Here is a 21,916-nt window from a genome sequence, read left to right as displayed (position 1 = left end):
AGTTATCCACAGATCGCAGGTCAGGGCCCACTTTTCGCTGCGTTCTATCCACAGGCAAGCGGCTTTACGGTTCGTGTCCGCTTCCGGGTGTGAGGTGCCGGGACGCGCACACCGAAAGGGCACGGCCGATGGCACAGACGAAGTTGTTCGGCAGGACCCTGGTGCCCGAGCGCCAGAATGTCGCGTCGGTCCGCTTCACCCCGTCCATCGGCCGGCCGGCCAGGAACCGGCCGATGCTGGCGGCCTTCAAGGACCCCAAGGTCCGCGAGATCGTGGCCGCCGCCAAGGAGTCCGCGCCCGTCATCGGGATCGGCTCCGCAGGGCGGATCGTCACCGTCGACCTGGACGCGGAGTCCCCGCACATTCTGGGCAACGCCTCCACGGGCGGCGGCAAGTCGGTGACCCTGCGGTGCATCGCCTGCCAGATGCTCCACCACGGCAGCCGCGTGTTCGTCCTCGACACCAAGCGGATTTCCCACCCGTGGGTGTCCGGGCTGCCCGGGGTCACGTACTGCCGCGACATCGCCGACATCCACGACCAGCTCATCGCCCTGGGCATGGAAGGCCGGCGCCGCACCCGCGTCGCCGACGACCTGGGCATTGACGCCGACCCCAAGGCCATCGGCCCGCGCATCTTGATCCTCCTCGAAGAGGTCAACGCGACGATGAAGCAGCTGGCCCGCTACTGGGAGCGGACCCGCGAGTCCGGCGACCCGAAGGTCTCTCCGGCCGTCGACGCGCTGAACGAGATCCTCTACATGGGCCGCCAGCTACGCATGCACGTCCTGCTGGTCGCGCAGTCCGCCACCGCCCGCGCCCTCGGTGGCCCGGAGGTCCGCGAGCAGTTCTCCACCCGCATCCTCGCCAAATACAGCGTCAACGCCTGGCGGATGCTCGCTCCGGAGGTCCACCCCGCGCCGAAGTCCACCAAACACCGAGGCCGCGCCCAGGTCGTCAGCGGCGGCTCCGCGCGGGAGACGCAGATCCTGTTCTTCACCGAGGCCGAAGCCCGCGAGTGGGCCACCACCGGCAAGGAGTCCGCGGCCGCCGACAGGCCCGTCCCGGTGCAGCTGCACAAGCCGCCCACCGACTCCCTCGCCGACGCTGGGTCCGCCACTGTCCCCGGCCTCCCGCCCGTCCCCGAGCAACTCGCGGGCGGGGACCGGCCCACCGACGCCCTGCACTCCGCCCCGGCCCCGGCCGCCGCGCCCGGCGAGCTCGCGTCCAACGCCACGGCGACGCCGCCGGCGACCTCGGCCCCCGTCGACGACGACCAAGTGGTGGGGCTCCGCGAGGCCGCCGAACACCACCTGCCCGGCATCACCCTGGCCGCGCTGCGCTTCGCTCGCGCCAACGACCCGGCCTTCCCCGCCTCGGCAGGCAAGCGCGGCGCCGAACTCCTCTACCGCGTCGGCGACCTCAAGAAGTGGGCCCGCAACCGGCCCCGTGCCGCCACCGGCACCACCGACCTCGACTGACCGGGCCCTGTCCGCTTCAGCCGACACGATCCACCCCCTGGGGAACACCCGGTTCACCAGGACCAGCACAAGGAACACCGCACCATGCTGTGGAACAAGGACAAGAGCACCCTCCCGGAGCTGCTGCGCCTCACCGACCCGGGCCTGCGCGAGCAGCTGGCGGCGATACCGGCCTCCCAGGCACTTATCGGGCTTGGAGCCGACGGGCAGCCGGTCAGCATCAACTGGGACACCGAATCGCCGCACGTCCTGGTCTGCTCCGCCACCGGCGGCGGCACCTCGACCGTCCTGCGCACCCTGGCCGCCCAGCTTATGCACCACGGCGCGCACACCGTGGTCCTCGACTCCAAGCGGATCTCCCAGAGGTGGGCCTCTGGCATCGACAACGTCACCTACTGCCGCGACATCGAGGTCCATCCACGACGCCCTGGTCGGCCTCCGGACCGAACTGCAGCGCCGCATCGCCCACGGCGACCAGCACGGCGACTGCGATGACCTGCCGCGTCTGACGGTGCTGCTCGAGGTCGCCCACCACACGCGGAGGCAGCTGACCTGCTACTGGGACAAGGTCCGCCAGGCGAACGACCCGAAGACCTCCCCGGCCCTCGACGCCCTCCACGGGCTCCTCTTCGCGGGCCGCGCGGCCCGCATGCACGTCCTCCTCGGAGGCCAGCTCGACACCACCCCGCTGGGCGTCTTCGCCCGCGAGCAGTTCTCCACCGTGATCCTGGGACGGGTCAACACCCGCACCTGGGGCCGCCTCGCCCCGAAGATCCACCCCGCCCCGAAGAGCAGCACCCGCCCCGGCCGCGTCCACGTCGTCCAGGGCACCACCGCCCACCCGACGCAGGTCCTGCTCCTGACCGACACCGAAGCCGCCGACTGGGCCGCCACCACGGCGGCCGGGAAGAACTGATCTGGAGGCGGACACACCACGGGCCCGGGGGAGCGGCCATGACATCCCCGGGGCCCGACTCCTGGAGTCGCGCTGTCCAACGACTGCGCGACTCCGCCGTTACGTCGTCGCCAGCTCCGGCACTTCGAGCGCCTCAGCGACTTTCCGGGCCATCGCGGCCACCTCCGGCGGGAAGCGGTCCAGCGAGCTGAGGTCGTCGCAGAGCCTGGCCCGCAGCCCGTGCAGACACGCCATCGTGAACAACACCTCCGGGGCGTCCTCGGGCTGCTGCGCCTGCTCCGCCTGGCGCTGCCCTCGCACGTACATCGTCCGCACCGCCCCGATCTCGTCACTGCCCGCGGATGCCTCCTTGCCCAGCAGTCCGTCCAGGTGCGCCCGGTCGTGGTCCTGGGGGCCGTTCGCGCGGTCCTGCTGCTGGCTGAGCTGGAGGTAGCCCCGCAGCGTCTCCGGGTTCACGCCGACGTCCTCGCAGTACGCGGCGATCAGCATGGCCACGCAGTTCATGGTGTCCGCCGCGTCCGTGGCCCGGTACAGCGTCATCCGCTTCCAGTCCCGGGCGACGTCCGAACCGGCGTAGCTCATGACCTCCTGGCAACGCTCGACGGCCTCGGACGTGAGCTGGTAGACGGCGCGGCGCATCGGCTCGGGCATCGGGGTGTGTTCCATGGCCCGCACGGTAGGGGGATTGCGCCTTCCGGCACCGCAGTTGCGGCCCCTGGTCACCCGTACAGACCAGACACCGTCACGGCTGCCGGGTTGATGCGGCCTCATCGGCCGGGATCGGCTTGAAGGAGAAGCTCTCGGCGGCCACTGGTGCACAGCGGCCGCCGAGAGCTTCGTTGCGGTCGGCCGGTGCCGACGGGGGAGGCGGCACCGGCCGACGATCAGGGAGAGGCCGTGGCGGTCGCCTCCGCAACAGGAGCGGTGTCTTGGAGCCGGTCCAGCCGCTCATACAGTGCGCGCAGCAGCCTGCCCCGATTCTGGACCCGGCGCAGCGTCCGGCATGGCTGGGAGAGACGGCCCTCGGTTTCACCCAGCACGATCTCGGCGAACAGCCGCCGACCGTCGTCCTGGGGGAGACGCTCGGCCCGCTCGCGTACATCGTCGGCGACCGCGTGCGCCGCCCCCGCGAGCAGGAAACCGACCTGTGCGTAGTCGTCCGGCTGCAGCGCCTGCGGGTCGTACCACGCCAGGACGGCCCTGACCAACCGCTCGTGGGTAGTGCGATCCAGCGGCAGCTCTCCCTCGGACTGGCCCTCCGGGGCGTGGAGCACGGTGTAGCTCATGGGGTGGCCGCCTTGTCGTGTGCGGGCTCGGCGAGCTTGTGCAGGTGGGCCGCGAGCTGGTCGGCGCCGACGAGGGCGGGCGGCTGTTCGCGCGGGGAACTGACCCAGTGGGCCACCGCCGTGCCGTCGAACTCGCTCGAGGGGATGAGCAACTGGTGCCCCTTGGAGAGCACGCGGACACCGGGCACGCCGGCGCAGGAGTTGCCGGTGCCAGCCGCCACCATCACGTACAGCACGTCCCGCAGATGGTCGGCGAGTACGGGATAGCCGCGGCGGGTTCCGGCGCGCAGTGCGGTGAGCGCCGCCAGGCCGGTGTCCATCGGGGTGATGGACACCGCGTCCCACAAGTTTCCGCAGGCCACCCACTGGATGCGGTCCCTGGCGCGCTCCCACCGTGCATGTTTCTCGGCGGTGGGCTCGGCCAGCTCGTGCCACGTGGGCGCCGGGGCCTTCTTCTCGGTCTTCACCGTTGGGCCGGCGGATGAATTCGCCACGGCGTGCTCCCCTGATCAGTCGTCACGTCACTGTCCACGCAAGCAGCAGCGCGCAGCCGGGTGCGACGGCCAACCGATGAAAGAACGATGCAAGTCGGCCCGTGCGGGGTGAACTGCGGCCAAGGCCGGGGCAGGAGAACCAGGGGAGCGGTACGGTCGCCGCACCCGTCCGTCGCGCGGCCTTGGAGCCGGTATGGCCGACCACCGCAAGCCCATCCCCAATACCCGGTTGCGGGCTGTCCGCGAACTCGAATTCCAGATGAGCCGGGGCGAGTTGGCCAAGAAGGTCAACGAGACGGGCAAGGCGATGGGCGAGAACGTCGCCTGCGGATCACGGCTGATCGCGGACTGGGAAGACGGAAATGTCGGCTGTCCCCGCGCCGTGTATCAGCGCATCCTGACCACGATGACCGGGCGCAGCATGGCCGACCTCGGCTTCAGCCTGCCCACACCAGCACTGCCCGTACTGCCCGCCGCTCCACCGCACGGGCTCCAGGAGGAGGATTCGGTGTACCGACGCGCCTTCCTGCTCGACGGCGCGAGCGCGATCCTGGCTCTCCCACTCACCGGGGAGAAGCGGGCACCGGGCAAGATCGGCGCCAGCGAGGTGCGTGCTGTCAGGGCGGCCGTGGTCAAGCTGTACGCCAAAGACCACGACCACGGCTCGGCGCCGTTGCGCCAGGCCGCGTCCGAGGCGCTGCATACCGCCTACCAGTGGCTGCAGTCGGGAACCCACACCAGCCGCACCGAGTCGAAGCTGCGCTCGGCGACCGGCGCCCTGTCGATCGCGGCCGGGTGGCTCTCCTACGACTCCGGCCGCGCCGGGGATGCGCACTCGCTCTACGGCGAGGCCCTCGCGGCCGCGAGGATCGCCGACGATCCCGAGCTGGAGGCGCACGCCTTCGGCTGCCTCTCCCTGCTCGCCAAAGCATCCGGCCGCCCCCGCGAGGCGATCTCCGCCGCGCAGGGCGCACAGACCGTCGCCCGCCATCTCGGCTCCCCACGGCTGCTCTCCCTCTTCCACATGCGCGAGGCCGGCGGCTGGGCCCTGATGGGCGACGCCAGCGCCACCGACAAGGCGATCGTCCGCGCCCACACCCTCTACGCCAAGGGCCCCGCAGACGCCGACCCGCCCTGGCTCTCCTTCTACACACCCGGCGAACTCGCGGGCCTGGAAAGCCTCGCCCGCGCCGACCTCGGCCAGCATGAGCGTGCCGCCGCCGGTGCTGAGCAGGCCGTCCTCCTGCACGGCCACGCCTTCGCCCGCAACCGCGCCCTGTACACGGCCGACGTGGCCATCCAACATGCGGTAAGGGACCGTCCCGAGCCAGAGGCAGCCGCCGAGGCCGCGGGCCGGGTCCTCGCGTTCCTCCCCGAAGTGCGTTCCGACCGCCTGCTGCAGTCCCTGCACAACGTCGCGGGCGCACTCCAGCGGCACAGCCGTGTCCCCGCGGTCGCCGACTGGATCGAGGAGTACCGCACCACCACCGCCACCGGAGGAGGACGGGCGTGAGCACCACCCGCACCGACGTCGTGATCCGCACCTACGGCCCCGGCCACATCCCGCCGATGCTCGACACGATCGCCGATCTCTGGGCCGACGCCCACCCCGAACTCGTCAACAACCCGGGCGCCTCCACCGACGGCCTGTCATCCCCCGCACTGCGCCGCCAGATCACCGGCCACCTCAAGCACGAGGGCTTCACCCTGGTCGCGGCGTACGCGCACGGCACCATGGTCGGCTTCGGCTACGCCTTCCCGTGCACCCCCGAGTACTGGTACGGCCCCGGGCTGTTGCCCGAGATCCCCGAGCACATCCGCGCGGGCCGCCTCATGGGCCTGTGCGAGCTTGCCGTCACCCCGGCGCGGCAGGGCCAGGGCATCGGCTCCCGCCTCCACGCCGAGTTGCTCAAGGCCATCAACCCCGACTACGCCTCGCTCCTGGTCCGCCCGGACAACACCGCCGGACGCACCTTGTATGAGCGCCTCGGGTATACGTACGCGGGCCCGTATCGCAACGAACCCGGCGGCCCGGTCTACGACCTTCTCCTCCTCCAGGTCGGCCGCGAGGCCACCACACAGCGACCACACACACCTGATCGCCTGCGCGGCCCCGAGCCGCAGTGATCGTCGGTGACCCATGTCCCGGAGCCGACAGCCGGGGGTACAAGTACCGGTATGGCCCGGGAGCGGATCCGGTGGCCGCCGTGGTGGACCGGGCCCGTCAGATCGTGCACAGCTACGAGAGTGACGTGACGCTGCGCCAGGTCATGTACCGCTTGGCCGCCGAGGGCGTGTTGCTACACACGCCGCCGATGTCCGCCGTCTGTCCGCGCAGCTGGCCAGAGCCCGCCGGGAGGGTCGTTCCCCGACCTGATCGACACGGTCCGGGAGATCCACGTCCCGCCCTCCTGGGCGGGCGCGGATGCGTTCGTCGCGGAGATGCCCGACTGGTTCCGGCTGGACCGCACCGAGGGGCAGGAGCGCGCGCTGTACGTCGCGGCGGAGAAGGACACCCTGCGCCAGCAGTTGACCGGCTGGCTCGCTCCTGCGGGCATCCCGGTGCTGGTGGTCCGCGGCTTCGGCTCCCAGTCGTACGCCGACATCGTCCGCAACCGCGTCACCGCCGACCCTCGCGACGCCGTGCTCCTGGTCGTCGGCGACTTCGACTGCTGGGGCGAGGACATCGAACGGGACTGGGTGGCACGCACCGGCTGCTGGAGCCGGAGGGAACGGGTCCTGCTGACCTACGAGCAGGTCCGCGCCTACGAACTGCCCGCGGCCGAAGGTAAGCACGGCGACCCGCGCTGGCCGGCCTTCGCCCGCCGCTACGGCTTCGACCCCCGCCGCCCAGTGCAGTGGGAGGTGGAGGCGCTGGAGCCGGACGAACTTCAGCGCCTGGTCCTCGCTGCCGTCGCCCCGTACGTCGACCGTGACGTCCTCGCCCGGCAGATCGCCCGCGAAGAAGAGCAACGCCGCGCCCTCGTCACCTTCCTGGACGGCTGGGACGCGGGGGGCGAGGTGACGTCTTCCTAGCTGCAAGGGATGCCAGCAGGTTCATGCGGCGAGGGCTCCGGTTCGGCGAGCTGCCGAGCCTGAGAGACACGGGCAGCCGGAGATCTCGCTCGTTCGAGGGAACCAGCGGCCCGGGGGGTTCGGCCGTTGCGGCTGTGCTGATTAGCATCCTGCCCGGCTAGTGGCGTACTGCCGATCACCGCCCGCTTTCGGAGCCACGCCGCCGGATGCGGAGGTCAAGGTCCTGCGGGGCCCGCCCCATTCCCGTTCTTGCGTTCCGTCGTGTCCACGGCAGTCGTACGAGCCGGTACCGGGGGCGTGGCCCGGTCCGGCCAAGGAGTACGTCATGCCGAAGAACCAGTCCACCGCCGCGCAGAGCGCCCGCCTCGCGAGCCGGAGCGGGGACAAGTACACCGAAGCCCTGCGCCGCGCTACGACCAACGCTGCGCCGCGCACACCGCACGTTCTGAGGTTCTTGGCTGAGCGCTCAGGGAACCTCCATTACCTGGTCGCCGGGATCGCGGCGGCCTGGGCACACAGTGGACAGCGGGTGCTGCTCCTGGAGGAAGCCGAGGACTACTGGCACTGGACCATGAGCCGCCGCAGCCGTGGCCGCCGCAAGATCGAGCCGGCCACCCCGCCGGAGCCGACGACCAGCACGCTGTGGGCTCCGCCGGACGGCCCCGGCCTCCTGACACGCCACACCTGCATGTGGGAGACCCGCCATCCGGCTCAGGAGAACAACCGCGGCTTCCCACGCACCGACCGCAGCCCGCTCGCGGCTGCGGTAGCCGATGCCATCGACGCCTACGACGTGATCGTCCTTGTGCCGAGGCACTGGGCCTATCCCGACCGGGAGATCGCGACGGCGCACGTCGTGCTCGGCGAGATCGACATCTTCCCGGACACCGACTGCAGGACCGTGCTGCCCGGCCCCGGGGGCGAAGAAAGAGGCGCTCCGCTGACCCCCGAGCAGAGCGCGGCGGTTCTGCGCGAGCGTTGCCTGGGCTTCCTCTTCGGATCCCCGAGCCGGCCCATTCAACTGGCCGGGGTGATCTGGCAGTCCAACTGGGAGCTGCCCGCCGACGCGGACTACCTGGAGGGCATCGACCGTGACATGAACCGCGCCGGGCTGCGCCCCCTGGGCTGGACACGCGTCGGCGAACGGTGGCCTGACCCGTACAGACAGTTGCCCGGGCCCGACCAGCTGGCGGAACCCGGCTTTGTCCAGCGGTACCAGTCCATCGCGAAGCGCCTGCGTATGGTGCTGGACGCCCGCCCCGCTGCCAGGAACTGAGAACCCGTCTCGGAACCCTCAATGTCGGTTCCGAGGCGGGTCTGAGCGGAGTGTCGTATCGCAGGCTTCAGTCGTGGGCCTACCTTCGTCACTGAGACTGGGGGGCGCATGGTCCTGTTGCTTATTCCGATCGCCTATCTCGTGCTGTTCCTGGCGTGGACGGTGGCTCCCATCGTGTTGCCCAGAGACCGCCTCGGACTGTGGCTTACGGTCGCGCACCTCGCGCTTTCGGTGCTTGCCGTCCTTCTGGCGTGGCTTTCCGATCTCTCTCTGGCGCAACCTGCCGCGATTATCAGTGCTCTGGGCGGGTTGCTTGCCGCCCTGCGACTACTTTTGCAGCGGGCATTCGCGGACAGCCGCACTACTGAGTTTTTCGTTAGTTCTGTGGTGTTTGTGGGTGGATGGTCAGTGTGGTGTGGGTGAGGAGGGCCCAGGGGAGGTGTTGGTCGCTGCAGATGCGGTGGATGCCGCGTTCGGCTGCGTCGGCGACGTCGGCGAGGTGGTCGCCGGTGAAGTTGGCGAGCTCGCGGGCTTTGATGGCCGACCACAGCAGCTCGACCGGGTTGAGTTCGGGGGCGTAGGCCGGCAGCCGCTCCAGGGTCAGCCAGTCCTGCTGGGCCGCCCAGGCCCGCATGCCGCGACTCCAGTGGGCCGAGTCCGTCCCAGACCAGCACCACCGCCTCGTCGGCCAATCGCGACGGGTTGCGATGTGACCCGCCCGTCGGTCTTGGCGCCTGCCGAGCCGGTCGGTCCGGATCACTGCAAACGTCCCGAGTCGCCGCCGTGCTCGTGGGCTTGGTGGTGTTGCAGCTCCGTCACCCATGGATGTCCCGGGTGGACGCGGCCGAGTAGTTCGTTCAGGTTCTCGCGCTGAGCCGGAGACATGTGCGGGACGATCGCGTCGAAGCCTGATCGATCTTTCCGGCGGGCGTGCTTGGCCTTGAAGAGCAGGACCAGTTCGGGCACGAGATACGGGATGCCGTCCTGAGTGTGAGCGATGATGCGGCTGTAGGGAAGCCGGATCCTCTCGTCGCGCCGACAGATCCAGGTGTCCCCGTCGTGCGGTTCGCGGAACACGTCGAGCAGGTAGTTTCCGGTCGCCGGATCCCGGAGCCATGTCTGATGTACGGCGGCCAGCACCTCTGGTGTGGCGTCCTCCCAGATCCGACCGCTGCCTGCGGCGTCGAAGACGTAGCCAGGGAAGCGGTCCCGGACCTCGGGAAAGCTCGCAGCCGGAATCGCGATCTAGATGTCTCCATGAGCGCGCGTCTGCCTGCCGCGGAACAGGTCCAGCGCCCAGCCAGCGGCCACATACCAGGGTGCGCTGATTCCGGTCAGCTGCTGCGCGACCTCACTCGGGGCCCAGCAGCATGACCACCTGGCATGGAGGGCTTCGGTCTCGTCGGGCGACAGCTCAATGCCGCCGCCGGGAAGTTGTTCGCTCACTGCGGGAACGTATCAGCGGACGTAAAGGCCTCCGCCGTGGTTGATGAAGGAGACCACGGGACTTGGGCCGTGCGCCGCTGGAGGACAACCGCACACTGGGTGGCACCCACTGACTCTTCAGAAGCGGTGCCGCCGCAAGGCCGACCAGACATCACTGATCGGCTCCGTGGAGCGCAGCCACCAGCTCTCCAGCTTGTTGCGCACCCCGGTGACGATCTTCCGGCGCTTGAACCATGGCGGGAGCTCGCGGAACGGAACGAACGTCAGCGTGTCCCTGATGGCGTGCTCGGCGAAACCGCCCGGGCCCTCCGCCCGCAGGGCCTCGTAGAGCTCGGGGGTCAGCCGGCCGTGGAGGCGGGCAGCGGTCCCGGCCGCGGTGAAGGCGAATCCCCGCTGGTTCGGGTCGCTCAGCCGCATCGCCCTGATGATGCGCGGCGACGCCTCCTCCAGCGCGCACTGGAATGCCAGCCCGATCACCGCCGTTCCAAGATGAGGCTCTCCGCGCTCGAACGCCGCATCCACCGCGGCGGGATCATCGACACCCAGCAGTCCCTCGCCACTCTTCCAGTCCCATTCGGCTGCCATGAACGGCCTTCCTGCCTCGTCCCGTCAGCCGTCGCACGGGGGCGGGAGCACCTTCTGCTTCTTGAGGTTGTTGATCATTCCCTTTTTCTTCAGCTTGTTCAGGTCACCTTCCGTGATGCTGTCAGAGGGGTACTTCCCCTGGACATGGCCATGGTAGATCTCCTTTGTGATCTTGCCGCTCTTGTCGGTTTCGTAGTGGTGCCGGTCAAGGACCACGATCTCGTTGTTGACATGGTCCACGCCGAGACGCCGGAACTTGGCGGGGTTGTTCGGGTCGCCCAACGGAATCGACCGGTCCAACGCCGCCTGTCCGTTCGCGGGTGCTCGCCCGATCTCGCCCTTGGCCGACGAGCTGCTGCCCGAGCCGTGCTTGTCGTAGGTCGAGTCGTCGTAGATGCGGGTCGGCTCGTCGCCCTCCAGGCCGAGCGGGTCGCTCCAGCGCAGCGGGTTGTCGACGTACGCGTGGTGGTTGGGGGCAGGGAGCAGGCCGAGCGGGTCGGGGGTGAGGTAGCTCGCCGTGTCCGGGTCGTAGTAGCGGGAGAGGTTGTAGTGCAGGCCCGTCTCCGGGTCGCGGTACTGGCCGGGGAAGGCCAGCGGGCACAAGCCGTCGTCGTCCCAGTCGTCCCGGTCGTCCCCGCCCAGCCGCCTTCCCCACAGGGTGGTGGCGGACCGCCAGGCGATCTCGCCGTCCTCCCCGACCAGTTCGCTCGGCGTGCCGACGAGATCGGTGACGATCGCGTAGAACCGCCTGTCGACCTCGTCCGGGTCGGCCGTACGCCACCGGCTGCGCACCTGGGCCGCCGCGCGGTGCGTACCCGGCTCCCAGTCCCAGGTGTCGGTCTCCACTACGCCATCCCGCGTCGACTGCCGCTCGGCGAGGTTGGCGCCGTCCCAGGTGAAGAGGGTCTCCTCGGCGACCGAACCGTCGTCGGCCAGGCGCATCTTGACCGTTCGGCGGCCGAGTGCGTCGTAGCGGTAGGCCCATACTCCGCGGTCCGGCGTCTCGGCCCGCGCGAGCCGGTCATCGGCGTCCCAGGCGTATGTCCAGATCCGGCGGAGGCCGGACAGCGTCCGCCGGATCACCCGTACCAGGCGCCCCTGCGCGTCGTGCTCGTACGTCGAACGGCCCGCGGCGGTCACCCGTGTCCCGGAGTGATGTGCCGGACCCTGCGCCTCCTGGCCGGCGGGGGCCGGGTGCTCGGCGGCCGTGAGGTTGCCGAGGTCGTCGTAGGCGTAGGTCTCGGTCCAGGTGGCGGCCGACACCCGGGTGACGCGGCCGGCCGGGTCGAGAGCGAAGGTCCGGGCGCCGGACAGCCGGTCCTTCACCCCGGTCAGGTGACCGTCCGCCCGGTAGGCGTACGAGCGGGACTGCCGCACGGCCTGCCCCTCGCCGCTGATGCCCGCCCTGCCCGCCCCACCCGCTCTGACGACCTGCTCGACGAGGCGGTGCCCTGCGTCCCAGCACTGCGTCAGGGTCGCCGCAGCGCCCAGGCCACGGATGGTCTCCCGCCCCGCGGCGTCATGGGCGAAGGTCAGTCCCCCCGCCGCGGTGACCAGCGAGGCCGGCAGGCTCGCGGAGTCGTACGACCAGTGTGAGGTGGCGCCGGACGGCGTGGTGCGCCGCACGCGCCTGCCCAGCGCGTCGTAGGCGCTGGTCACGGTCCGGCCGTCGACGGTCTCGGCGACGATCCGACCGGCCAGGTCGTAGGCGTAGGCGACGCTGCTGAGCGGGCTCGTGGCTTCGAGGAGCCGTCCGGCCGGGTCGTAGCGGAACGAGGTGAGTGTGCCGTCGTCGGTCCGCGCGGTCACCACCCGGCCCGCGGCGTCCCGGGTCACCCGTACCGTCTGACCGGTGCCGTTGGACCGCTCGACCTGCTGACCCGTCGGGTCGCAGTGGTAGGTGAGGGTGCGGCCGTCGAAGTCGGTCTCGCCGATCAGCGTGCCCGCCGCGTCGTAGCGGTAGCTCCACTCGTCGCCGCGCGGGTTGCGCACGCCCGTGAGCCGCAGCTCGGTGTCGTGCGCGAAACGGTAGCGGGTGCCGTCCGGGTCGGTCCTCGCGCTGGGCAGGCCGAAGGCTCCGTACTCGAAGGTGGTGGTGGCCCCGGCGGCGTCGCGGTACTCCGTGACGTTGCCCTCCGCGTCGTACGTCCACGACTCCCGGCCGCCGTCGGCGCGTTCCCGCCACAGCAGCGACCCTTCGGTGTTCCAGCCCTGGCGGACGGTCCCGCCGACCGCGTCGTGGATCTCCACCACGCGTCCGAACGCGTCCCTGCGGACGGTGACGACGCTGCCGCGCGGATCCGTGACCCGCACCGGAAGGCCGGCCCCGTCGTACTCGTACCGGACGGTGTTGCCGAGTGCGTCCGTCTCGGTGGTCCGGAACCCGTGCTCGTCATAGCCATACGACGTCACCGCGCCCAGCGGGTCGGTGCTCGTGAGCAGATTGCCCCGCTCGTCGTACGAGCCCTCCCAGCGCGCGCCGTCGGCCTCGGTGATCGCGGCCGGAAGGACACCGTCCACGTACTCCAGGGTGACGCTCGTGCCGTCCGGGCGGTCCATGCGCAGCGGCTGGCCGTACGTGTCGAGGGTGAAGCGGGTCGTGCGGTCCAGCTCGTCGGTACGGGACAGCAGACCGCCGCGGGCGTCGTACTCGGTGTGCACGGTGAAGCCGAGCGGATCGACGACACGGGTGAGGTGGAGCCGCTCGTCGTAGTGGTACTCCGTGGTGTGGCCGAGCGAGTCGGTGTAACGGGTGACGCGGAGGTCGGAGTCGTAGGCGATGACGCAGTCGAGGGCGGAGTCGGCGCCCTCGCCGCGCACGCAGCGGTCCTCCTCGTCGTAGGTGAAGCGGAACCATTGGTCGGTGCGGTCGGTCCACGAGGTCACGCGTGCGTGCTGGTCGTAGCCGAGCCGGTAGGGCAGTGGGGAGGAGTCGCGGATCTCGCTCAGGTTGCCGTCGGTGTCGTAGCCGTACCGCAGGAGGGTCGTGCCGTCGGGTCCGGCCTCCGGATCGCGCAGGCGCAGACCTGTCACCCGGCCACCCTCGGTGTCGACGTCGATGTGGTATCCGCCGGAGTGGCGCACGGCCACGGGGGTGCCGTCGGAGGCCCGGTCGAAGTCGATGCGGTGACCGTTGGTGTCGGTCACCGCGGCGAGCGGCATGGTGAACGCCTCGTCGGCCGCCGCGGGGCGGTGGGTCGGCGCGAAGTGGCGGGTGTGGCCGGTGTCGGGGTCGGTGATGCGGATGGGCGCACCCGGTGCGCCATCCCAGTCCAGCGGCCAGCGCGGTCCTGCCACAGGCAGGACGGACGAGCCGGGTGAGGGCACGGGGTAGAGGAGGATCATGCCGTCCTCGGCCGCGAAGAGGGCTCCCTCGTGGTCGAGTTCGAGGCGCTCGTCCAGCGTGGAGGCCCAGGAGCGGCCGAAGCAGCGGCCCGAGAAGTAGCTCGACAGGTGGGTGCGGCGCAGCACCAGCGGAAGCAGGCCCGGCAGTTCGACGTCGGTCTTCGTCATGATCATCTCGCCGGAGACCATGTCGATGGGGTCGCCGTTCCTGCAGCGGCTCTTGACGGGCTTACTGGTCCCCACGTCGTCCGCGCCCCGCCGCAGGCCGTTCTTGAGGCCCTTGCCCATCCCCTTGAGGCCCTTCATCCCCTTGGCGAGCTTGGCGGCGGTGGTGATGCCCTTGGCGCCTGGAATGCAGTCCATGGCCGCGAAGGCCACGTCCATGAGGGTGGCTTGGCCTTTTGCGTATTTGCTCAAGGTGTCGGCGAGGACGATGGCGCCCGCGACGATGACGATGGCGGCGAGGATGGGCCCGCCGATGATGATCGCGATGATGCCGACGACGGCGACGACGACCTTGCAGACCGCGACGATGGTGTCCCAGTTGTCGGAGACCCAGTCGCCGACCTCCTCCCACCACTTGCGGTTCGGGATACCCGCGTCGGAGGCCTCGTCGATCTTCTTCTTCGCCGTGCCGGCGGCTTCCTCGCGCATCTTGCGCGCGTCGGCGGCCATCTTCTTCGCCGCTTCCAGCGCGCTCTTGGCGGCGTCGACGTCACCCTGGGCGGACTTCTGGGCCTTCTCGGCGGAGTTCGCGTTGCGGGTGGCGGCGCGGACCTTGTCCTCGTCCGGCTTGGGTACGTCCTTGCCGCCGCCGGGCTTGTCCTTGTACTTGTCGGCTTCCTTGCCCGCCCGCTCCACCCAGGAGTCGGCGGAGGAGAGACGGGACTTGGCGGACGACAGGTCGGCCTGTGCCTCGCGGCCCTTGACCAGCGCCTTGTCGGCCAGGGTCTGGGCGCGCTCCAGTTCCGGCCAGTACGCGGACAGCGCGTCGCCCGCCATCTCGTAGGACTTGCGGAGCTTCTTCAGCTTACTGGGGGCGTCCTCGAACTTCTCCGTGAACGCGTCGGCGGTCTTGCCCACCCACTTCAAGATGGCCTCGTCGCCCGCCATCCCCTTGATGTCACGGAGGACCCTGCCCACGTCGTCGGCGAAGTCGTGCAGGTTCTTCGCGAGACTGCGGACTCGCTGCGGATCACCCGGCGTCGGATCCTTGTCCAGATCAAGGACATGCCAATCCCGAGGTCGGTCCCCGACCATACTGCAACCCCTGTCACGCGCACTCGTCAACTGCTCCGACACGTGAACGTACAAGGTCATGGCGCTTGTCGGGTATTCGACAGTGTCACGACTGGGCGACGTAGGTCATGGCTGGAAGACGAAGGTCACGGCTCCGTGACGGTGCGGGGCGTGTGCTCGGCGCGAGCGATGCGTGGGCGGTGGAGCTCAAGCTGGACCGCGTCCCCCGCCAACTTCGTACGGAACTACTGCGGCAACAACTGATCCCGCGGGCGACGTTCAAGAAGATGCCACGTCGGGGAGCACGGGAATGCTCAACGAGTTCACCCCGCTGTCCACTTCCCGCACCACTCCCCGACGAGGGACAGGATGCGCAGCATCGCGGGATTGTCTCCGAGAACCTTCCGCATACACGCTGCGCACGTCGCCCCGGCGGGCCTGCCTCAGCAACCGGGGTGGTCAGCACCGTCCCCACCCCCTAAGCTGCCAGGCATTTTCGACGAGCACGGCCAAGTGCACCGTCGGCCCGCCCGGCTGGTCCGGCCCCTGGGTCAGGGTGGCCATGGCGATCGCGTCGCCCGTGGCGCACTGGGCGAACAGGGGGTAGCTGCGGCGGGCGTCCAGCTGCCGTTCCAACACCCTCGGGGCCACTCGTTCGACGGCGGAGAGGGTATCGCCGGTGCAGCGAGCGCGCCGAGCAGCGCTCGTCACAGCGGATCCCTTCCACGGTGCGACGACGAACCACACGTCGTGCCGCTGGAGGCCGTGGTGCCATGTATAGCCCCGGCGCGTCGCGTGGTCTGTCGCGCGTGGTCGGCTACTGTTGGCTGAACAGGCCAGGGACGGTCTGGAGGCGAGCGATCTGCCCGGGCGGAGTCGCAGATGTCTCAAGGGTGGGATGCCCGGTCCCGCAACATGCGTTTCTCGGTGTCCGTGCGTGCCTTCCTCCACGGCTGCCGCCCGGGGGCAGCCGGAGCAGGAACCTCATGCCGCACACGACCGCCAAGCGGATCCGCAAGGAACTCGCCCGCCTTCTGTACCTGGAACGTCTCCAGGAAAAGGACGGCCGGCCCACCCTGGATCCCACCGATCGCGGGCAACTGGCTTTCCAGGCCCTCCTCTTCGAGTGCCTGATGAGCAACCGTGAGCACCCGCACCTCCTGGAACAGACGCGGAAGAGCGCGATGGCCAGCATCAGTGGCTACATGAATGCCATCTGCCACCGGCCCGACCGCCTGGAGATCCGCACCAACACCGCCTATCGCGTCGCCAGCCGTATTCTGCCCTTCCTCCACGAAGACCACAGCGTGTGCGGAATCCCCGGCCTCCGACTGATCAACATCAACTGCCGGCGGGCGCGCCTGATCCACCTCCCCACAGGGGGGCGCCTAGGTGCTGGCCGACGGTCGGTGAGGCAGTTGTGGGCGGCATTGGTGGCGGTGGCCCGGCCGCATCGCCGTCGGCACCACCATCTGCGCCAGCAGCATCGCCGCGTCCACCGACGTCGTGCCCACCGGACGCACCACCGCGGCGCAGATGCTGCGCGTCGCCACGTCCAGCGCGATGCACAGTTCAAGACGGCCACTCACACCGTCGTCCAGCACCGCCAGGACATCCAGCGGCGTGCTGTCCACCATCACCAGCTCGCCCGGCCGCAGTGCCACCGTCGGCGTGAAGGGAGGTGCCGGCCGCGACGCATGCCACCGCCGCTGTGTGGCTGTCCCCAAAAGGCCCTGTCCGTCGGCCACCGCGTGCACCAGCCGGTTGAACGTCGACGCCGGCGGCAGGGCCACCGCCCCGGCGCCGTACTCCTCCTCCAGCAGCCACCCCACCCGGCGGCGCAGCCGCACCAGCGTGCCCGTCGACCGCTCCCGCTGTCCCTCCAGCACCTTCCTGACTGCCGCGACCACCCGCTCATCGGCTCGCCCCACCGCGGATCGCTCCCGCGCCGCCCGGCCGTCCACCAGCCCCCACAAGCCCTCGCTGCGGTAGCGCGCCCGCATCCGGCGCACCGTCGCGGCACTCGCCGCCCAGCCTGCCGCCGTCAATTCCTCGGCCTTGGCCCGCTCCCGCTGCTCCAGGCTCCGTGTCGCCGGATCGAACTGCTCACGCGGGGCGCCCTGCCCGACCGCGTCAGGAAAGCCGGTCTCCACCTCCCGCACATGCCGCTGCCACGCCAGAGCCCGCTCCCGCACCTCGACCGGCAGCGCCTCCAGCAGCCCGAACGGCGGCACTCTGGCTGGTGCCAGTCCGCGTTCCACCTCGAAGGATGGATCGGCGAACAGGTAGGGCAGCAGCACCACCGCTGAGGCGCCTTCGTCGGTCACCAGCGTGGCCCGGGCGCCTTCCAGCACGGCGAGCGTCCATACCCGTCCGTCGTAGCGAAGGCGCGCCCCGACCTCGACAACCGCCTGCGTCACGCTGCTTCGGCCTCCTGCCGCGCGACCGAGACGACGACACGCTCGTGCAGCGGTTCGTCCAGCCGCACCCGCAGCACACCGCTCCACAGCGCGTGAAAGACCACAGGCCACACGGCGATCGGATCCCCCAGCTCACACACCGCCTCCACCGCCGGCCGCGGACTGGCGAACGCCTCCAGCAGAGCCGGCATCCACGGCTCGGCGGCGTACCGGGGATGCCGGTAACCCGCCAGCCACCGCACATTTGCCATCAGTACCGGATCCGGCGGCCCCGCGAGCCGGTAGGACCAGCCCGCCGCCTCGGCGGCAGCCGCCACAACCCGTGCCCGTGCCGCCAGCCGGGCAGAGGACCCGCTGCGTCCCGCGCAGTCGAGCAACAGGCCGCTGCCGTCCTGAAGCCTGGCCAGCAGCTGCGGCGCATGACCGACGACCCTGCTTTCCTCACGCCACACCAGTTCCGCCGGCTGGCAGGCCAACGCCACTACCGCCGGGTCCCGGTCCAGCAGCATGAGCTGAGTCCGCATGACACCGGACCCGTACGCCACCAGCCGCCCGGCCGTCGACGACCACCACCAGCCCGGAGCCACACGCCGCCCGGGCCGGACGGGGAAAGGCCGTACCGCAGGACTCTCCTCGAAGACGACGTCCTGAGCAGCCTCAAGCCACGGGACCTGACGCGAGCACCCCAGAGGGTCTCGAAAGCGCACATCGATCAGGCTGGCATCTACAGCCGCAGCTTCTTCGCGTCGAACAGCACCACCCGTACTGCGCGGCTCGGGGATGCGGCACCCGGCCCCGGGCACCGCGGACGATGCGGCCTCCTGGCTGCTATCGATGATCACGTACTCCACACAACGCCATGCCTGACCTGCCGCGCAGGAGAACCGGCCGGTAACCGCAACATCGGTGCAACCGCCGGATGTTGGGCTGCGCGCGGCACCCAGGGTGCCGCGCCCGGGCACTGGTGGCAGTGCAGAGTCCCGCACTTTCACGTTCCCAGTCATCGGGACGGCAGCTCCTTGCCATCACCGGGGGCGTCCGACCAGCCGAGCTACAGCCGTCCCGGGGCTTGCGGTGTCCCCGGACTGCCCATGAATACCGTGACCGAGTGCCTGTCGAGGGCTCTGGACTGCTGGCAGTCATCGGGACCGCCCGGTGGTCATGCTGTGCGTGTCGCAGCTGGTATAGCCGGTCGCCGCTCGTCAGCCCTACGCTCGTGGTAGAGGCTCGGGTAGAGCCCAATAGGCCGGTCTCCGGGGGGGCGTTGTGGACGTGCCTACGCTGATCCTGCTGGGTGGGGCGGGTGGATTACTACGCGAGGTCCTCGATGTCTACGCCCAGTTCCTCGACTGGCAGACAGACCGGCGCACCCACCGGAAAACAGGGATGGCCAGCGATCCTCCGCAATTTCGGGAGTACTCCGACGGCCTTGTTGTCGCAACCGTTGCGGCACTACTCCATTGTGGTATGGGCGCCGGAGCCGCGGTACTCCTTGGTAACGCTGGGCAGATCAGCGGCACATACGCCGCCATCGTGGTCGGCCTCTCCGCACCGGCTCTGCTCATCCAGCTCAGCCGTAGTCAGTCGGTGAGCGACGCACTTACAGGAGAGCAACCATCGACACCTGCTGCTGAGGCGACGCCCCTTTCTGCCGAGACGCCGCAAACCCCTCCCGTTCCGACCACAAGGATGAGCGGTTCTCTCCCGTCGGCACGCACCGAAGACATTGTGGGTTGCGTGCAGCCCGAACCGGCGCAGGAGGCAGGCATGAACGGCCAGCCGGAGCTCGGCTACCGCAGGCGGCGGCTCCGCAAGCAGATCTCCCGGTACCGAAAGGCCGCCGCAGCGACCAGGTCAGTTCGGAAGGGAGGGGGAACGTAGGTGACAGCCGCAAGTTCCTCCACGTTCAAACGCATCGCAGCCAGTGTCCTGGGAGTCAGCCGATCGGCATGCAGACCCCCGACCGCCGAGCAACAGCGGAATCTTCCCGTCAGCCGCCGGCTGATGGCTGCGCTCCTGGGGATACGGGTACGCCCCGACATGTCACGTCCCTTCACTTCGGGCACTGCGCAGCGCCCTCCCGCTGGCGCCGCGCCCGAGTCTGTTCCGCCGCCAAGAGGCGGCCATCCCAAAGAACCGGCAAAGCCGTCCTTGACACCACTCAGCAGGCCTCCATCTCAGGGAGCAGCTACGCACTTTCATGAAGACAACTCGGGTCCGCGGCATCCACTGAGCGAGGACCGCGCAAATCTGCTCTCAGAAGAGCGCAGCGTGGATGTCGACGACTCGAGAAGGCCGGGTCAGTGGTCCACCACGTCCCCCGAGCACCTCGACCAGCTGGCCCGCGGAGTGCTGAAGTCCGCCCGTGACGCGGCCAGGGAACTGCGGCGAAACCCTCTGAACCAGGCCCGGCAAACCTGGGCCCTTGGTCTGCTCGCGGGGCAGACGCAAGCGATGCTGGGGCCCGATCTGCCGGATCATCCGCCAGTCGGGACCGTAGCGCAGGAGGAATTTGTCCGTAGCGCTCTCGCTCTCGCCGTGCACGCGAGGGCGTACAGCTGGTCGGCAGCCGATCTCGGCGCAGCCGGCGTGCCAGGCCAGGACGACGTACCGCACCCCGGGGAGCGCCGGGCCTCCGACGCCTTCGACGCCCTCGGGCGGCTGATGCTCCCGCACACCTCGCCGGAGGGCTACGCCGCCACTGTCGTCACCGACCTGGCCTGCGGGGACAAGACGCTCGAGGCAGCGGTCAAGCTGGGCAAGTACGTCCTGCACCCCACCTTCCTGCTCGCCGCCAACGACATGACCCGCGTCATGGGCGAGGCCCTGCATAACATCAATGTGGACCGCCTGCACGAGCTAACCCACTCACTGCGCCACTACGCGTCCGCAACCGGACCACCCCCGGCGGCGGAATCGGTACCGACTTCAGCCGTAGACGTACTGGAACCTTTCCCGCGCCGCCCGTCCGTTATGGAGGTGGAATCCCCCGACTCGGAGATCCGCAACCCGCGGCATCCCAACTCGCCGTCGAATCCGCGGAGAGGCTCTGGACCTGCCGCTGCTCCTGAGACGTTGGCATCTCCGGAGCACCCGCGCCATCCACGGTCCCCGCGCTCTTCTGGGCCTGCATCGTCAGACGTCCCAGGACCGCACAACCTTCGGTGAGAATGCTCAACCTTCGCTGCGAGAGGTCAACCGCGGAGCCAGACTGTCCTGTGTCACCGAAGGATGAATGTGTGCCATCGAAAGTTTGAGTGGTGTGGATCACGCGTGCTCAAAGCGCCGACGGGCTGCCTGGCGTGCCTGGCGTGTCCGCCGGACGGTAGGTCGACGGAGGCGGCAGCAGGTTCGGTGAGGATGATGGCGTATCGGGCTGTGAGTCCGCCTGGGTGTCAGGCTTAACGACCTTGGGGATCCCTAGCGTTTTGCGCCTCCCGCCCGGAGGCTGTTCCAGATGGTCTGTGCCCATCATGGGCCTCGTCCGACGAGGTTCGATCGGCGTCGGCGCTTTCGGTGGCGCTGCGCTATCAGGGGTTGCCGACGTGGCGGAGGGGCTGCTGCTCCGTGTTGCCAGCCGCAGAACCTTGGGGTCTGGAGCCTGCGCAAGCGCGCGGGCCAGCTCCCGCAGGCGAAGCACGTTAATCCCATGCAGACCCTCGCCGATGAGGCGGGTCGTGTCGTTGACGAGGGTCAGGAAGGTGGGGTGCAGGAGATACCTGCCCGCCCTGACCGCCGGCTCCAGCATCTGGTCGCCACGGGACACGTCGGTGACAAGGGCGGCGGTCCATCCCTCGGGCGAGGAGTACGGGAGCATGAGCCGCCCGAGGACATCGAAGCCGTCCGACGCTACGACCTCCCCGGGATGGGGGACGTCAGCCTGACCCGGCGCGCTGGCCGCGCCGAGGTCTTTCTCCGTCCAACTGTGGGCCCGTACGTGAACGGCGAGGGCGATAGCGGTGCGAACGAACTCTTCCTGCGCTCCCGCCCCGATCGGCGGAGGGACGGTGAAGGCGGGTCCCAGCATCGCCTGTACCTGCCCCTCCAGGATGCCGAGGGTCCACGTCTGCTGGGTCGGGCTCGAAGAATCCTGCCTCAGTTGCCAAGCCGCGCCCCGGGCGGCCCTCAGCACCCCGTGAGCCAGCCGGTCGAGATGCTCAGGCGACGACGTGGTGAACCACTCGCCTGGGTCCGAACGATCTTCAGTGTTCATGCTGATCCCCCACTGCGACCGGTCCGACGTACGAACGGGGAAAGCCTGTAGGCCCAGGATCCTCTGCCCGGTGTCGATGTACCAGACCTAGTGCTGGATTCCTCTTTCGCTGGGTATATGTCCGGGTGGCGGGGACGTTGGTGGTACTCGGGGGCGGGTGCTGGACGATGGTTTTACGGGCG

19 protein-coding genes and 1 pseudogene are annotated in these 21,916 nt (G+C 69.7%); 8 read left to right on the top strand and 12 right to left on the bottom strand.

The genetic code is table 11. The annotated features are described in order from the left end of the window. Positions 1–128: 128 nt before the first annotated feature. The 3 genes from AC07DI_RS36845 to AC07DI_RS36835 all read left to right on the top strand — a co-directional run bounded on the left by AC07DI_RS36845 (position 129) and on the right by AC07DI_RS36835 (position 2,394). Complete coding sequence (locus AC07DI_RS36845) at positions 129–1,478, top strand: hypothetical protein (RefSeq protein WP_478909263.1); 1,350 nt, start codon at positions 129–131, stop codon at positions 1,476–1,478. Between the two features lie 84 nt (positions 1,479–1,562). Then, on the top strand, positions 1,563–1,973 hold the full coding sequence (locus AC07DI_RS36840) for a hypothetical protein (protein ID WP_478909262.1): 411 nt from the start codon (positions 1,563–1,565) through the stop codon (positions 1,971–1,973). A 16-nt stretch (positions 1,974–1,989) separates the two neighbouring features. Beyond that, positions 1,990–2,394, top strand: a complete 405-nt coding sequence (locus tag AC07DI_RS36835; RefSeq protein WP_478909260.1) for a hypothetical protein — start codon at positions 1,990–1,992, stop codon at positions 2,392–2,394. Positions 2,395–2,493: 99 nt separating this feature from the next. On the opposite strand, the gene AC07DI_RS36830 is transcribed toward AC07DI_RS36835, so the two are convergent. From AC07DI_RS36830 to AC07DI_RS36820, 3 genes are all read right to left on the bottom strand, one after another. After that, the gene (locus AC07DI_RS36830; RefSeq protein WP_478909258.1) at positions 2,494–3,060 is read right to left on the bottom strand and encodes a hypothetical protein; all 567 of its coding nucleotides are present in this window, start codon (positions 3,058–3,060) and stop codon (positions 2,494–2,496) included. A 218-nt stretch (positions 3,061–3,278) separates the two neighbouring features. After that, on the bottom strand, positions 3,279–3,680 hold the full coding sequence (locus tag AC07DI_RS36825) for a restriction endonuclease (RefSeq protein WP_478909257.1): 402 nt from the start codon (positions 3,678–3,680) through the stop codon (positions 3,279–3,281). Continuing rightward, positions 3,677–4,174, bottom strand: coding sequence for a hypothetical protein (locus tag AC07DI_RS36820; protein ID WP_478909256.1), 498 nt, complete (start codon positions 4,172–4,174; stop codon positions 3,677–3,679). Before AC07DI_RS36820 ends, AC07DI_RS36825 begins: the two co-directional genes overlap by 4 nt. A 193-nt stretch (positions 4,175–4,367) precedes the next feature. On the opposite strand from AC07DI_RS36820, the gene AC07DI_RS36815 reads away from it, so the two are divergent. From AC07DI_RS36815 to AC07DI_RS36800, 4 genes are all read left to right on the top strand, one after another. Next, positions 4,368–5,687 carry a hypothetical protein gene (locus AC07DI_RS36815; RefSeq protein ID WP_478909254.1) on the top strand — a complete coding sequence of 440 codons (1,320 nt, stop codon included), beginning with the start codon at positions 4,368–4,370 and terminating at the stop codon, positions 5,685–5,687. Further along, positions 5,684–6,301 (top strand): N-acetyltransferase family protein, encoded by a 618-nt coding sequence (locus tag AC07DI_RS36810; protein WP_478909253.1) that lies wholly within the window; start codon positions 5,684–5,686, stop codon positions 6,299–6,301. The genes AC07DI_RS36815 and AC07DI_RS36810 overlap by 4 nt, the downstream gene beginning before the upstream one ends. A gap of 315 nt (positions 6,302–6,616) precedes the next feature. Further along, entirely contained in the window at positions 6,617–7,210 is a 594-nt protein-coding gene (locus AC07DI_RS36805; RefSeq protein WP_478909251.1) for a hypothetical protein, read from the top strand. A 325-nt stretch (positions 7,211–7,535) separates the two neighbouring features. After that, positions 7,536–8,486: a hypothetical protein gene (locus AC07DI_RS36800; protein WP_478909249.1), complete on the top strand. Its 951-nt coding sequence runs from the start codon at positions 7,536–7,538 to the stop codon at positions 8,484–8,486. A 376-nt stretch (positions 8,487–8,862) separates the two neighbouring features. Here the strand turns inward: AC07DI_RS36800 and AC07DI_RS36795 are convergent, their stop codons facing one another. The 8 genes and pseudogenes from AC07DI_RS36795 to AC07DI_RS36760 all read right to left on the bottom strand — a co-directional run bounded on the left by AC07DI_RS36795 (position 8,863) and on the right by AC07DI_RS36760 (position 18,525). Beyond that, positions 8,863–9,120 carry a transposase gene (locus AC07DI_RS36795; RefSeq protein WP_478909247.1) on the bottom strand — a complete coding sequence of 86 codons (258 nt, stop codon included), beginning with the start codon at positions 9,118–9,120 and terminating at the stop codon, positions 8,863–8,865. A gap of 122 nt (positions 9,121–9,242) precedes the next feature. Next, positions 9,243–9,932: pseudogene (locus tag AC07DI_RS36790) on the bottom strand (nucleotidyltransferase domain-containing protein). A 117-nt stretch (positions 9,933–10,049) separates the two neighbouring features. Further along, on the bottom strand, positions 10,050–10,517 hold the full coding sequence (locus AC07DI_RS36785; protein WP_478909246.1) for a hypothetical protein: 468 nt from the start codon (positions 10,515–10,517) through the stop codon (positions 10,050–10,052). Positions 10,518–10,541: 24 nt separating this feature from the next. Next, positions 10,542–15,122, bottom strand: coding sequence for a DUF6531 domain-containing protein (locus tag AC07DI_RS36780; RefSeq protein WP_478909244.1), 4,581 nt, complete (start codon positions 15,120–15,122; stop codon positions 10,542–10,544). A 438-nt stretch (positions 15,123–15,560) separates the two neighbouring features. Beyond that, positions 15,561–15,740 carry a hypothetical protein gene (locus AC07DI_RS36775; RefSeq protein WP_478909243.1) on the bottom strand — a complete coding sequence of 60 codons (180 nt, stop codon included), beginning with the start codon at positions 15,738–15,740 and terminating at the stop codon, positions 15,561–15,563. Between the two features lie 248 nt (positions 15,741–15,988). Then, positions 15,989–16,471, bottom strand: coding sequence for a hypothetical protein (locus AC07DI_RS36770; RefSeq protein WP_478909241.1), 483 nt, complete (start codon positions 16,469–16,471; stop codon positions 15,989–15,991). Positions 16,472–16,489: 18 nt separating this feature from the next. Then, the gene (locus tag AC07DI_RS36765; RefSeq protein WP_478909240.1) at positions 16,490–17,521 is read right to left on the bottom strand and encodes a hypothetical protein; all 1,032 of its coding nucleotides are present in this window, start codon (positions 17,519–17,521) and stop codon (positions 16,490–16,492) included. Next, positions 17,518–18,525, bottom strand: a complete 1,008-nt coding sequence (locus AC07DI_RS36760; protein ID WP_478909238.1) for a TnsA-like heteromeric transposase endonuclease subunit — start codon at positions 18,523–18,525, stop codon at positions 17,518–17,520. The genes AC07DI_RS36765 and AC07DI_RS36760 overlap by 4 nt, the downstream gene beginning before the upstream one ends. A 1,267-nt stretch (positions 18,526–19,792) precedes the next feature. Here AC07DI_RS36760 and AC07DI_RS36755 point away from each other — a divergent pair. Further along, positions 19,793–20,689 (top strand): hypothetical protein, encoded by an 897-nt coding sequence (locus AC07DI_RS36755; RefSeq protein ID WP_478909237.1) that lies wholly within the window; start codon positions 19,793–19,795, stop codon positions 20,687–20,689. Between the two features lie 109 nt (positions 20,690–20,798). Here the strand turns inward: AC07DI_RS36755 and AC07DI_RS36750 are convergent, their stop codons facing one another. Then, positions 20,799–21,734 carry a hypothetical protein gene (locus AC07DI_RS36750; protein ID WP_478909235.1) on the bottom strand — a complete coding sequence of 312 codons (936 nt, stop codon included), beginning with the start codon at positions 21,732–21,734 and terminating at the stop codon, positions 20,799–20,801. Between the last annotated feature and the right edge of the window lie 182 nt (positions 21,735–21,916).

The organism is Streptomyces sp. NPDC044106 (assembly GCF_056433985.1).
This window is presented reverse-complemented; position numbering and strand designations above follow the sequence as displayed.